This window comes from Streptomyces sp. Qhu_M48 (genome assembly GCF_051305195.1).
In the GTDB taxonomy this organism is placed as follows: domain Bacteria; phylum Actinomycetota; class Actinomycetes; order Streptomycetales; family Streptomycetaceae; genus Streptomyces.
Window position 1 is genome coordinate 3,593,889 of sequence record NZ_CP195432.1, and the last position, 12,566, is coordinate 3,606,454.

A 12,566-nucleotide genomic window follows, 5' to 3' on the forward strand; every position below is an offset into this window, starting at 1 on the left:
CGGTGCCTCAGCGGTCGGCGGCGCTGCCGCGGACGACGCAGGAGCGGCTGTTCTCCCAGCCCCAGCCGTCGCCGTCGGGGTCGGAGGTCCTGCCGCTCACGCAGTACGGGTAGCCGTTCGGGGCCGTACCGCCGCCCGACCCGGTGTCGGCGGCGCTGCCGCGGACGACGCAGGAGCGGCTGTTCTCCCAGCCCCAGCCGTCGCCGTCGGGGTCGGAGGAGCTGCCGTTCGCGCAGTACGGGTAGCCGTTCGGGGCCGTACCGCCGGTGCCGCCGCCGTTGGATCCGCCGCCGTAGACCGTGGCGCGGCTGGAGGTGGCGGAGATCCCGTCGGCGCCGTTGAAGAAGCGGTTGCCCCAGGCGGTGAGCGCGTTCGGGTCGAAGCCGGTGGCCATGTCGAGGTACTCGACGCCGCTGCCGTTGCCGCTCCAGGACCAGCCCAGGTAGCCGACGCGGAGCGAGCGGGCGGTGGCCATGATGGCGTTCTCGTCCGGGTTGCCGTCGCTGTGGTTGTCGCCGAACTCGCCGACGACGATGGGCAGTCTGTTGTTCACGAAGTGGTTGAGGTAGTTCTGGACCTCGGCGGCCGTGTCGTACACGCCGTACATGTGGATCGAGAAGATCGTGTTGCGGCGCGGGTCGGAGGCGAAGACCGAGGCGGCGTTGTCGCGCATCGTGTTCGACCAGTCCTGGCCCCAGTTGGGGGCGTCGACCATGAGCGCGTTCTCGATGCCGGCGCTCCGGAGCTTCCCGATGGCGCTCTTGGTCGCGCCGGTCCAAGCGGTGTAACCGGTGTTTCCGTAGGGCTCGTTGCCGATGTTGACGACGACGTAGTCCTCCTGGCCCTGGAGGGCGCTCTTGACGCCCACCCAGTAGTCGGCGGCCTGGGCGAGTGAGGCTGCGGCGCCGTCCTCGCCGTACCCGGTGGTGTCGTGCACCTCCAGGACGCAGATGACCTTGCTGGTCTTGCAGTCGTCGACGATCGACGACACCTGGGAGGCGCTCGTCTCCGTCCAGCGGTCGCCACTGGACAGGACGACCCGGACGGTGTTGGCGCCCTTGGCGGCGATGTCCGCGATGGCACCGGTCTCGGTCGGGTACCAGGCGTGCGCGTGGTTGACCCCGCGCATCACGAACTCGCTGCCGTTGGCCTCGTACACGCGGCCGTCGCTGACGTGGATGCCGCTGTCGGCGGCCTGGGCGGCTCCGGCGGTGCCGAAGACGGGCAGCAGCAGCCCGGCGACGCCGGCGAGGGTGCTGCCGACGGCCGTGAGCCACGTCCGGTGCGGTGACTTGGTCATGCCTCTCCTCGGGAGAAGTGGGGGAAGGAGCCCGTCCGCGCAGAACTCCGACGCCTAGACAACGTTGTCAGAGTTCTATGACCGAGCCGCTGGTGTGCACGTCGGGGTGTCCACCATGAGGCACCCGCGGCCGGATCCATGTCAAGCGTCAAGGACGCTTTGATGACGACGAGATGAGGCGGTGAAGCCAGTTCAGTAAACCCGCGCTGAACGCGCAGACGTTCTTGTGGTTCTGTCGCGGAGTGTCAGTCGCTCGTCTACTGAACCGTGGCACGCCGATCCGAACCGCCGTGACAGGTCGCGCTCGTCCTCGCGGCGCGGCTTCGCGCCGCTGGAGGTCCGTGCCACCTCCGCTCCGTCAGCGCCGGCCTCGCCGGGTGGGCCTCAACGGCGAAGCGCAGGCGCGCTGAAGGCCGAGCCGAGCCCCAAGGCTGTCCTCACTGGAGATCACCCGAACGGAGACGACCCGCCTACCGTGCCGCAGCGGTGCCTTCACCGCCGGGACGGGGCGACCCGGCGCCTGGTGGACCTGCTTGATCCGGAGCTGACTTCCACCGGACTCGCGCCCGTTCCGGCCCGCGCTCAACGGTGCTCGGGGTTCTCGAAGTCGAAGCGGCAGCCGGCGTCCCATTCGGAGCGCTGGTTTCCGTGGGCGGGGATGCCACCGGTGTCCTTGAGCATCCTCGCCAGGTGGAGCTGGTTCCAGGCCATGAAGGTCGTGTTGCGGTTCGTGAAGTCGTTGTCCGGCCCGCCGGAGCCGGGATCGAGGTACGACGGGCCCGGGCCGGCCTCGCCGACCCAGCCCGCGTCCGCCTGCGGCGGAATGACGTATCCGAGGTGCTGGAGGCTGTAGAGGACGTTCATCGCGCAGTGCTTGGCGCCGTCCTCGTTGCCGGTGATCAGGCAGCCGCCCACCCGACCGTAGTAGGCGTACTGGCCGCGCTCGTTGAGGATCGACGAGCAGGCGTACAGACGCTCGATCACCTTCTTCATGACTGAGGAGTTGTCTCCCAGCCACACAGGTCCAGCCAAGGTAAGGATGTCCGCGGCCATGACCTTCGAATAGATGACGGGCCACTCGTCGGTCTCCCAGCCGTGCTCCGTCATGTCGGGCCACACACCGGTCGCGATGTCGAGATCCACCGCTCGCAGCACCTCGACCTCGACGCCCTGGCGCTCCATGATCCCGCTACTGATGTCGATCAGCCCCTGAGTATGGCTCCGCTCCGGCGAACGCTTGAGCGTGCAATTGATCACCAGGGCGCGGAGACCACGGTAGGACGTGCCGGTGTCGGTCATGGATGCGTTCCCCTGCGGACGAGTGGGCGGGTCGGGCGGCGGAACACGCCCGGTTGCCGACCTCGATGGGGCTCCGGGTGGGGCCGGCCGGAAATCCCGCCTACTCTCTCGCCCCCGTGGGACGGAATGACCGAGCGCCACGCCAGTGCTGTCGAAGGTGGCTACCCGATCACCCGCGTGGCCTCCCAGCCATGACAGGTATCGCCGAATCGGCCCGTACAGGACGAGGACGGCGGCGGCCCTCATCTGCTCGTACAGCGCGGGCCGGGCGTCCGGCTCCCTGCCGTGCTCCCTCATGTCCGGCCACACCCCGGCCGCGATGTCGAGGTCGGCGGCTCGCACGAGGGAGGTCGTCACGCCCCGCGCCGCGATGACCGACCGGCCGCGCTCGATCAGCCCCTCGGTGTCGCTGACCTCGGGGGAGCGTGTGAGCGCGCGGTGGGGCCATGAGGGCCTGGAGGGGCGGAGAGGACAGGCGCGCGCTCAGAACGCCGTCGTGCCGGCGGCGCCCGTCGGGTCGGCGTCCGGGAGGGGGCGGGCCAGCACCCGCTGGGCCGGATCCTGGTGCCCGCCCGAGGCGAGGATGCGGACCTCGTCCCGGTCGCTGATCTCCGCCCGGATGATGCCCGAGGCGTCCTCGTAGACCGGATGACCGCCGGAGCCCTTGAAGAGGGTGCGCTCGACGACCACGACGTCCAGGGTCGCACCCGCGCCGTCGGCGAACACCAGCTCGTACCTGAGTGTGCTCATTCGCCCTATTTTACGCCGATGGGCCGGAGCCGCGCCCCCCGCCCGGGCCGCCGTGAAACCGCTGGTTAGAGTGGTGGGAGGTGGCGCCGCCGCACCAGGGTCGGGCGCGAGACAGGGCCGACTGTCGACCACAGGGTCCCGCACCACCACCGTCCACCCCGCCTCGCCCGGCCCACGGCCGCCTGCCCCGGAAACGCACCCCCCATGAGCACCGACACCGCCCTGCGCCGCCCCAACCCCGACACCGCCCTGCGCCCCGACCCCGCTACTACCACCGGCGCCGCCGACCCCGCCGACTGCGGGGGCCGCCGCCCGTGGTGGCCCCGGATGGCCGGCCGGGCCCCCGCGAGGCCCACCCCCGCGGCCGCCCTCCACAGCGTCAGCGCCGCCACGGCCGCCCTGCTAGCGCTCGTCGCGATAGGCGCCGCCCTGCACGAACCGGTGCTGATACCGCCGCTCGCCGCCAGCGCCGCGCTCGTGCACTGCGCCCCCGCTCTCCCCCTGGCCCAGCCGCGCAGCGTGGTCGTCGGCCACCTCCTCGGCGCCGCCACCGGGTACGCGGTGGCGGCGCTCGCGCACGGCAGCGCCTGGGCCGCCGCCCTCGCCGCCGGTGTCACCCTCGCCCTCACGACCCTGGCCAGGACCCCGCACTCGCCGGCCTGCGCCACGGCCGTCGTCATCGTGCTCCAGGCACCCGCGCCGGCCAGGTTCGTCCCCCTCCTGTTCGGGTCCACGCTCCTGCTCGTGCTGACGGCGTTCGCCGCGTCCCGGGTCCGGCGCGGAGCACCGAGGTACCCGGCCTACTGGTGGTGACCCGGCCCGCCCGGCACGCACGCGTCAACTCCATGGCACGGAGCGGGGGATGAGCCGGGCGGACCGGGGTACCCGATGCCCATTCGAATCACTAGGAGGAACCATGGGCGTGGGTGTGTTCATCATCATGATCGCGGTCGGAGCCATTCTCACCTTCGCGTCCGACTGGCAACTCGACGGAGTCAACCTCGATCTGGTCGGTCTGATCCTCATGGCCGTCGGCATCATCGGAACGGCCGTCTACACCAGCATCCTGCGTCGCCGTCGCGTCGTCGTCCCGCCGGTCGCCCCCACGGTGACCGACGACGGCCGGCGGGACCTGCTCTGAGGGCCTGAGGGACGGTGTCCCTCACCGCCCGGGCCGGTACCACACGAGAGGGGTGGCCACGCGAACCGCGTGGCCACCCCTCCTCTTTCTGTCCCTCTCCGTCCCGAGCCGGCGGCTCCGTCCCGCGTCAGCGGTCGAACCTCACCGCCGCGTGGATCGTCTTGCCCTCGGCCTGCGTGTCCACGCTCACCTCGCGGCACAGCCGCAGCACGATCGGCCAGCCGAAGCCGCCGGGACGCAACTCGTCGTGCAGCTCGTAGAGCGGGGACGCGGTACTGGCGTCGGACACGGACACGGTCACGCGGTCGCGCTCGATACCCAGCCCGAAACCGGTGACGCCGCCCGCGTGCCGGTGGGCGTTCGTGACCAGCTCCGAGGTGACGAGGAGCAGGTCCTCGATCTGTGCGGGGTGCAGGGGGCCGAGGCCCGCGAGCGTGTGGCGGACGGCCTGCCGCGCCTGTGCCGGTGTACGGACCGGGGAGGGCCCGGCGTTCTGCGTGTCGCACGGGTCCGTCCCGGGCGCCCGGGACCGGGTGTCGCTCCGGGTGTTCATGGTGGGTCCCTTTCTTCCTGCTTCACCTGGTTCATCATCACGTGATGTGTTTCGCCTGCCCGTTCGACCCGGACTGATGCGTCCCACCCGCGGCGGGAGCGGCCGTCGACGGCTGAGGAGTGCTCATGGGAAGCACGGGTACGCGGAAATGGACCGCTGAACGCACCCTGAGGCAGAGGAGGTTGTCGCCGTGCGAACCGAACCGGCCGAGACGACGACGTACGCGACGACGACGGACGTGACGAACGGCACGTGTGAGGACCTGCCCGTGCTCGACGCTCCCCACGAGCTCCCGCCCCGTGACGCGCGTGCGCTGTCGAAGGTGTTCTTCCGCGAGCTGGCGGTGCGGGAGGAGGGGACGGAGGGACATCAGTACGTCCGGAACACCCTGATCGAGATGAACATGTCGCTCGTGCTGTACGCGGCGAGGAGGTTCCGCGCGCGCGGCGACGAGATGGAGGACATCGTCCAGGTCGGCATGGTCGGCCTGATCAAGGCGATCGACCGCTACGACCTCTCCCGCGAGGTGGAGTTCGCCACCTTCGCCGTGCCGTACATCGTGGGCGAGATCAAGCGGTTCTTCCGCGACACCAGCTGGGCGGTGCACGTCCCGCGCCGGCTCCAGGAGGCGCGGGTGGAGCTGGCGAAGGCGACCGACGAGCTGAGCTCGCGGCTCGGCCGGGCCCCCAGCACTGCCGAGCTCGCGCCGCTCATGGAGCTGACCGAGGAGGAGGTGGTCGAGGCCCAGGTCGCCGCCAACGGCTACAACTCGACCTCCCTGGACGCCGCGATCATCGGCGGGGACAGCGAGGACGACGACGCCGCCCTGGCCGACCTGATCGGGCGGGAGGACCCCGCGCTCGAACTGTTCGAGGACTTCCACACCCTCGCCCCGCTCGTGGAGGCGCTCGCCCCGCGCGACCGGCTGCTGCTGCACCTCCGGTTCGTCGAGGAGCTGACGCAGACCGAGATCGGCGAGCGCGTCGGTGTCTCGCAGATGCACGTCTCGCGACTCCTGGCCCGGAGCCTGAACCGGCTGAGGGAAGGCATGCTCCAGCCGGGTACGGACGGCTGAGCCCGTGGCCGGCGGCGGAGGCCGACGGCCGGGAGGGGGTGGGATCCGGCGGAGTCCGGATCCCACCCCCTCCCCGTTCTCAGAGGATCTGGTCCGGGGGTGTTGCGATGTAGGAGGGCCGCCGGACCGGGGCGGCGAAGGGTGCCTCCGGCCGGTTCTCCACGCTGTTGAAGACGAGGAACACGTTGCTCCGGGGGTACGGGGTGATGTTGTCGCCCGACCCGTGCAGGGCGTTGCAATCGAACCAGGTGGCCGACCCCGCGGGGCCGGTGAAGTGCCGGATGCCGCAGGCGTCGGCGAAGGTGGTCAGCGCCTCGTCGGACGGGGTGCCGGCGTCCTGCATCCGGAGCGACTTCTTGTAGTTGTCCTTGGGGGTGGCGCCGGCGCAGCCCAGGAAGGTGCGGTGCGAGCCCGGCATGATCATCAGGCTGCCGTTGGTGGTGTGGTTCGGAGTGAGCGCGATCGACACCGAGACGGTCCGCATCTGCGGCAGGCCGTCCTCCGCGTGCCAGGTCTCGAAGTCGGAGTGCCAGTAGAAACCGCTGGCGCCGAAGCCGGGCTTGACGTTGACCCGCGACTGGTGGACGTAGACGTCGGAGCCGAGGATCTGGCGGGCGCGCCCGACGATCCGGGGATCCTCGGCCAGCCGGCCGAAGACCTGGCTCAGCCGGTGCACCTCGAAGACGGAACGTATCTCCTGGGAGTGGGGTTCGACGATCGACCGCTCGTCGGCCCGGAGGGCGGGGTCGGTGACGAGCCGGTCCAGCTCCGCCCGGAGCACGTCGACCTCGTCCGGGGCGATGATCTCGTCCACCGTGACGAACCCGTCGCGGTCGAACTCCTCCAGTTCACGGGCCCAGAAGGGGCCAGGGGTGCCGGGCTCGGACCACACGACGGGGTCCTTGCGGCCGATCAGTTCCTCCTTCGGGCCACGGGTGGGGTAGAGGTCGACGGGGCGGGTGGGTGCGGAGGGCATGAGGGAGTGCGCTTCCTTTCTCGGACGGGTCCCGGTGGGTGGGGGTGCCGTGGCTCAGGCGTCGTCCCGGACGGACTCGCCGGGCTCGGTGAGCAGGGGGTAGACGCCGTTCTCGTCGTGGTCCTCGCGGCCCGTGACGGGCGGGTTGAAGACGCAGAGGCAGCGGAAGTCCCGCTTGACCTTGAGCGTGTGGCGTTCGTGACCGTCGAGCAGGTACATCGTCCCGGGCACGATCGTGTACGTACGCCCCGTCTCGTGGTCGGTGAGTTCGGCCTCGCCCTCTGTGCAGACGACCGCCTCGACGTGGTGCGCGTACCACATGGACGTCTCGGTGCCCGCGTACAGCACCGTCTCGTGGAGGGAGAAGCCGACCCGCTCGCGGGCCAGCAGGATGCGCTTGCTCTCCCAGGTTCCCGAGGCGGCCCTCACGTGCCGCTCGGTGTTCTCCAGCTCGTCGAAGGAACGGACGATCATGGGCTGTGACCTTTCGGTTCTCGTGGGCGCAGGGGGCTTCGGGGCGTGCGGGGGCGGGGTCAGGCGGTGTGGCGGACGGAGCGGGCCAGGATGCCGAGGCCCTCGTCGAGCTCGTCGTCCGTCGCGGTCAGCGGAGGCAGCAGCTTGACCACCTCGCCGCGCGGGCCCGAGGTCTCCACCAGCAGGCCGGTCTCGAAGGCACGCCGGCACACGGCGTCGGCGCGCTCCCCGTCGGCGAACTCCAGGCCCCACACCAGACCGCGGCCGCGGACCGCGAGGCCGGTGCGGCCGTCGCCCCCGCACAGGTCGAGCAGGGCGCGCTCCACCCGGTCCGCCCGGGCCAGGGTGCGCGTGCGGAGGGCGCCGTCACGCCAGTGGGCGTCGAGGGCGGCCGTGGCGGTGACGAAGGCGGGGTTGTTGCCGCGGAAGGTGCCGTTGTGCTCGCCGGGCTGCCACACGTCCAGCTCGGGCCGGAAGAGGCAGAGCGCCATCGGCAGGCCGTAGCCGCTGATGGACTTGGACAGGGTGACGATGTCGGGCGTGATGCCCGCCTCCTCGAAGGAGAAGAAGTCACCGGTGCGTCCACAGCCCATCTGGACGTCGTCCACGATCAGGAGCATGTCGTGCCGGCGGCAGAGCTTCGCGAGCTCGCGCAGCCACTCGGCCCGGGCGACGTTGATGCCGCCCTCGCCCTGGACGGTCTCGACGATGACGGCCGCCGGGTGGTCGAGGCCGGATCCGGCGTCGTCCAGGAGCCGCTCGAACCAGAGGAAGTCGGGGGTCCGCCCGTCGAGGTAGTCGTCGAACGGCATGCGGATGGCGTGGTTCAGCGGGACGCCCGCGCCGGCGCGCTTGGCGGCGTTGCCCGTCACGGCGAGTGAGCCGAGCGACATCCCGTGGAAGGCGTTGGTGAAGGAGACGACGGTCTGCCGCCCGGTGACCTTGCGGGCGAGTTTCAGGGCGGCCTCCACGGCGTTGGTGCCGGTGGGGCCGGGGAACATCACCTTGTAGGGCAGGGCGCGGGGCTCCAGGACCGTCTCGTGGAAGGTCTCCAGGAAGGCGCGCTTGGCGGTCGTCGACATGTCGAGGCCGTGGGTGACGCCGTCCTCGGCGATGTAGTCGAGGAGGGCCCGCTTGAGTGCCGGATTGTTGTGGCCGTAGTTGAGTGAGCCCGCGCCGGCGAAGAAGTCGAGGTACGGACGCCCCTGCTCGTCGTACAGCCTGGTGCCGCTGGCGCGTTCGAAGACCACGGGCCAGGCGCGGCAGTAGCTGCGAACCTCCGATTCGAGGGTCTCGAAGACGGAGGGGGCGGCGATGTCGGTCAGGGTCACGTGTCTCTTCTCCAGAGTGGGTTCGGGGCGTGGGGAGCGCGGACGAGGGAGCTCAGGACGCCGGGGCGGCGACGGGGCCGATGCGGTACAGCACCTCGGACTCGTGCCCGGCCGACGGGAAGGAGGCGGACGGGAAGAGGACCTCCTGCGTCAGGTGCGCGCCGTGGCGGCGTGCGTAGGACCGGAAGAGCCGGTCGGACGCCAGGTTCCCCGGCGTGACGGTCGCCTCGACACGGCTGATTCCGTGCTCGGCCGCCACCCGTGCGGACAGAGCGTCGAGCAGGGTCCCGGCTACCCCGCTTCCGCGGTGCGAATCCTCGACGGCGATCTGCCAGACGAAGAGCGTCTCCGGCGCGTCGGGCCTCAGATAGCCGGTCACGAAGCCGATCGGGCGTCCGGAGGTGTCACGGGCGACGGCGGTCGTGTCGGCGAAGTCACGGCACCACAGCAGATAGCTGTACGGCGAGTTGAGGTCGAGTTCGCCCGAGCCGCGTGCGATCCGCCAGAGCTCGGCGCCGTCCGCGATCGTCGGGGGTGTCGTACGGGCAGTGGTCCTCGTGGCTGTGGTCATGGGCGCCGAAGCTACCGAGTCGATCTCGGAACTTCCTGGTCCAGAGGGGTTGTCCACTGCGCTTGGACGTGATAATTGGACCGACGCCTCCCGGGACGTTAAACGCGAGCTTGATCACGCGGAAAACGCGGACATAAGAGGGTGAACTGACCGTTTATAACGGACAGGTAACGCATGGGAGGTGTGTCGTTCGGTCTCGCCAAAAGCGTGAGACTATCCGCCCTTTCGCGTTTGAGGGCTCCGGAAGCGGTCATGCGTACGGGTCGGTCTCGCACGGAAGCCGGGCCGGGTATCGGGCCCGGCCCGGCCTCGTGTGAGGGGCGGACGGTGGACTACCAGATCGCCTCGACCCACTCCGGGTGGTCGATGAACGGGTTCCGGTTGCCCTGGTACGAGGTGTAAATGACGTCGTTGCGCCGTTCCTCGAACGCGCTCGGCGGGTCCTGCTCGTTCCACTGCTTCAGGACCGAGAGGCGGCCGTGGAAGCGGACGCTGCCGTTGGTGGTCGACTCGTTGGGCTCCAGGTCGGCCCAGGCGTCGTCGCCCTCGTAGCGGACGGCCATGTAGAGGATCATCCGGGCCACGTCACCCTTGTCGGCGTCGCGGGGCTCGAAGGAGTTGCTGTCCGTGTAGCTGCCGGGCGCGCCGCTGACCGGGCTGCCGCCGTTGTCGAAGTCCTTGTTGCCGCGGATGCTGTTGACCTGGACGTCCGCCGCGCGCAGGTGGTGCAGATCGGTGCCGGGGCCGGCCGAGGTGCCGAAGTTGCCGTGGGACTGGGCCCAGGTGTGCTCGCGGTTCCAGTCGCCGACGTCACCTCCGTTGAGGCTCTTGCTCCGCGAGGTTCCGCTGTACAGCAGGATCACGTTGTTGGTGTTGTCGGGGTCCTGGTCGGCGACCTTCAGCGCGTTCCAGACCGCGTCGTACGAGATCTTGCTCTGGCTGCCGATGATGGTGTGCAGCGAGGACTTGAGGCTCGTGCCGGTCTTGCCGATCGCGTTCTTGTAGTACGTGCTGTCGTACGCGGTGGTCGTGGCGCCTGCGGGAGTCGCGGTGACCGCGGGGAGCGTGACGCCGACGAGGGTGGCGGCCACGGCCGCTGCCCACACCTTCCATCTGTCGATCCGCACAACGGACATGGGGGGCCCTTTCCCGGGGACGGTACGCGCGGGCGGCGGGGACCGGCTCAAGGCTCCCGCTGTCTACGCGTGTTGACTTCGTGTCACCGGGAGGGTGGCATGCGACAGGTACCTGTCATGTAACGCGGAGGAGGCTGTTCAGTGACGTTCTCGCATATGGCGTCGCCGAACGGCCCCGAAGGTCCCGCTTCCGGAGCGTTCAGGCGCCCCGGACGTCCACCGGCATCCCCTTCGGCTCCTTGATCCGCTTCATGATGATCTGGGAGTTGACCTCGGTGACCCCGGTCAGGGTCGTCAGCCGCTCGATCCACAGCCGCTCGTACGCCGCGAGGTCGGCCACCGCGATCCGCAGCAGGCAGCCGGGGCTTCCGAACAGCCGGTACGCCTCGATGACGTCCGGCACGCCCCGGAGGGCCTCCTCGAAGGCCTCCACCGTCTCCCGGTCGCGCCGCACCTCCACCGAGACGAGCACCTCGAAGCCCCGCCCCACCGCCTCCGGATCGATGATCGCCCGGTACCCCCGGATCACCCCGTCCTGCTCCAGCTGGCGCACCCGGCGCAGACAGGGGGACGGGCTGAGCCCCACCCGCTGGGCCAGCTCCTGATTGCTCAGCCGTCCGTCGTTCTGGAGCTCGCGCAAGATATGGAGATCAATTCGGTCCATGGCGCAATTATCTACCACGATGAAACATTTCAGCGGCTGACTTCGCAATCGCCTTGCGCGCATTCTGCCCTATCGTTGCCAAGCAGGGTGATTTCGGTACGGAGCGAGGGTGGCAGTGATGAAGCGGACGAACCACGAAGGAGCGCGCCGGATCGTCGTCATCAGCACCGGTGGCACGATCGCCAGCCGCTGGCAGGGCACCGGGTACGCGGCCGACGCCTCCGGCAGCGACGTCCTGGCCACCGCGCCCCTCCCGGAGGGCGTCACCGTCGAGGTCGTCGACCTCTTCAACGTCAACAGCTCCCGCGTGACCGCGGCCCACCAGCTCGCTCTCCTGCGCACCGTGCACGAGACCCTCGCCGACCCCGGCGTCGACGGCATCGTGATCACCCACGGCACCGACACCCTGGAGGAGACCGCCTTCCTCCTGGACCTCCACCACACCGACTCCCGCCCGGTCGTCCTCACCGGCGCCCAGCGCCCCTTCGGCACCGGCGACGGGGACGGCCCCGGCAACCTGTACGACGCGCTCCAGGTCGCCTCCACCGTCAGTGACCTCGGCGTCCTCGTCGTCTTCGACGGACGCGTCCACGCCGCCCGCGGCACCGTGAAGACCCAGACGCTCGCGGCCGACGCCTTCTCCGACCCCTCGGCCGAGCGCCTGGGCCGCGTCGGCTTCTCCCGCGTCGACATCGAACGGCAGCCGGAGCGCCCGACGCCCCTGCCGCTCCCCGTCGCCGCGTACAAGGCGGACCCCGCCGGCACCGGGCCCGACGCCCTTACGCTGCCCCGGGTGGCCATCGTCACCCACCACTCCGACGGCGACCCCCTCCTCCTGAACGCGGCCGTCGCCGCCGGTGCCCGGGGCATCGTCCTCGTCGCGACCGGTGCGGGCAACGCCACGCCCGAGATCGCGGCCGCCGTCGCCGACGCGGTCGCCGAGGGTGTCCTCGTCGCCGTGACCACCCGTGTCCCGGCCGGACCGCTGGCCGAGATCTACACCGGCGGCGGAGCCGTCGACCTCGTCGCTGCCGGGGCGCTCCTCACCGGCACCCTCCGGGCCGCCCAGGCGCGGATCGCCGTTCTCGCCACGCTCCTCGCCGACGGCGGCACGGGCGACCCCGCCCGCAGCACGGCGCTCCTGCGCCGCCTCCTCGACGGACCGGTCCGCGCGGAACCGGCCCTCGCCACCGGCGGCTCCCGCTCGGCCTCGGCCGTGGCCGCCCGCGCCTGACCCGGCGCACCACAGAACCCCGGCTCGCGGGCGGCGCCCCCCAGCCCGCCCGCGAGCCGGCG

The 12,566-nt window shown here is 70.7% G+C and carries 14 protein-coding genes; 4 read left to right on the forward strand and 10 right to left on the reverse strand.

The window, feature by feature from the left end:
* Nucleotides 1-7: 7 nt before the first annotated feature.
* From ACRRSS_RS16435 to ACRRSS_RS16445, 3 genes are all read right to left on the reverse strand, one after another.
* Nucleotides 8-1,300, reverse strand: a complete 1,293-nt coding sequence (locus ACRRSS_RS16435) for a cellulase family glycosylhydrolase (RefSeq protein ID WP_435971877.1) — start codon at nt 1,298-1,300, stop codon at nt 8-10.
* 582 nt (nt 1,301-1,882) lie between these two features.
* Entirely contained in the window at nt 1,883-2,599 is a 717-nt protein-coding gene (locus tag ACRRSS_RS16440; protein ID WP_435971878.1) for a flavodoxin family protein, read from the reverse strand.
* A gap of 483 nt (nt 2,600-3,082) precedes the next feature.
* Nucleotides 3,083-3,349: a DUF6296 family protein gene (locus ACRRSS_RS16445; RefSeq protein ID WP_435971879.1), complete on the reverse strand. Its 267-nt coding sequence runs from the start codon at nt 3,347-3,349 to the stop codon at nt 3,083-3,085.
* A gap of 204 nt (nt 3,350-3,553) precedes the next feature.
* On the opposite strand from ACRRSS_RS16445, the gene ACRRSS_RS16450 reads away from it, so the two are divergent.
* Nucleotides 3,554-4,162 (forward strand): HPP family protein, encoded by a 609-nt coding sequence (locus ACRRSS_RS16450; protein ID WP_435971880.1) that lies wholly within the window; start codon nt 3,554-3,556, stop codon nt 4,160-4,162.
* Between the two features lie 103 nt (nt 4,163-4,265).
* On the forward strand, nt 4,266-4,490 hold the full coding sequence (locus ACRRSS_RS16455) for a DUF6458 family protein (RefSeq protein ID WP_435971881.1): 225 nt from the start codon (nt 4,266-4,268) through the stop codon (nt 4,488-4,490).
* Between the two features lie 127 nt (nt 4,491-4,617).
* Here the strand turns inward: ACRRSS_RS16455 and ACRRSS_RS16460 are convergent, their stop codons facing one another.
* Complete coding sequence (locus ACRRSS_RS16460) at nt 4,618-5,043, reverse strand: ATP-binding protein (RefSeq protein WP_435971882.1); 426 nt, start codon at nt 5,041-5,043, stop codon at nt 4,618-4,620.
* A 190-nt stretch (nt 5,044-5,233) separates the two neighbouring features.
* Here ACRRSS_RS16460 and ACRRSS_RS16465 point away from each other — a divergent pair, with 190 nt between their 5' ends.
* Nucleotides 5,234-6,118, forward strand: a complete 885-nt coding sequence (locus tag ACRRSS_RS16465; protein ID WP_435971883.1) for an RNA polymerase sigma factor SigF — start codon at nt 5,234-5,236, stop codon at nt 6,116-6,118.
* Nucleotides 6,119-6,197: 79 nt separating this feature from the next.
* On the opposite strand, the gene thpD is transcribed toward ACRRSS_RS16465, so the two are convergent.
* The 6 genes from thpD to ACRRSS_RS16495 form a co-directional block, all read right to left on the reverse strand.
* Nucleotides 6,198-7,094, reverse strand: a complete 897-nt coding sequence (gene thpD, locus ACRRSS_RS16470) for an ectoine hydroxylase (RefSeq protein WP_435971884.1) — start codon at nt 7,092-7,094, stop codon at nt 6,198-6,200.
* A 54-nt stretch (nt 7,095-7,148) separates the two neighbouring features.
* Nucleotides 7,149-7,568: an ectoine synthase gene (locus ACRRSS_RS16475; RefSeq protein ID WP_435971885.1), complete on the reverse strand. Its 420-nt coding sequence runs from the start codon at nt 7,566-7,568 to the stop codon at nt 7,149-7,151.
* A 59-nt stretch (nt 7,569-7,627) separates the two neighbouring features.
* Nucleotides 7,628-8,899 carry a diaminobutyrate--2-oxoglutarate transaminase gene (gene ectB / locus ACRRSS_RS16480; protein WP_435971886.1) on the reverse strand — a complete coding sequence of 424 codons (1,272 nt, stop codon included), beginning with the start codon at nt 8,897-8,899 and terminating at the stop codon, nt 7,628-7,630.
* A gap of 52 nt (nt 8,900-8,951) precedes the next feature.
* Nucleotides 8,952-9,470, reverse strand: coding sequence for a diaminobutyrate acetyltransferase (ectA, locus tag ACRRSS_RS16485; protein WP_435971887.1), 519 nt, complete (start codon nt 9,468-9,470; stop codon nt 8,952-8,954).
* Nucleotides 9,471-9,802: 332 nt separating this feature from the next.
* Nucleotides 9,803-10,606 (reverse strand): endonuclease I family protein, encoded by an 804-nt coding sequence (locus ACRRSS_RS16490; RefSeq protein WP_435971888.1) that lies wholly within the window; start codon nt 10,604-10,606, stop codon nt 9,803-9,805.
* A 199-nt stretch (nt 10,607-10,805) separates the two neighbouring features.
* Complete coding sequence (locus ACRRSS_RS16495) at nt 10,806-11,270, reverse strand: Lrp/AsnC family transcriptional regulator (protein ID WP_435971889.1); 465 nt, start codon at nt 11,268-11,270, stop codon at nt 10,806-10,808.
* 118 nt (nt 11,271-11,388) lie between these two features.
* Between ACRRSS_RS16495 and ACRRSS_RS16500 the strand changes: the two genes are divergently transcribed.
* Nucleotides 11,389-12,504 carry an asparaginase gene (locus tag ACRRSS_RS16500; protein ID WP_435971890.1) on the forward strand — a complete coding sequence of 372 codons (1,116 nt, stop codon included), beginning with the start codon at nt 11,389-11,391 and terminating at the stop codon, nt 12,502-12,504.
* Nucleotides 12,505-12,566 lie beyond the last annotated feature (62 nt).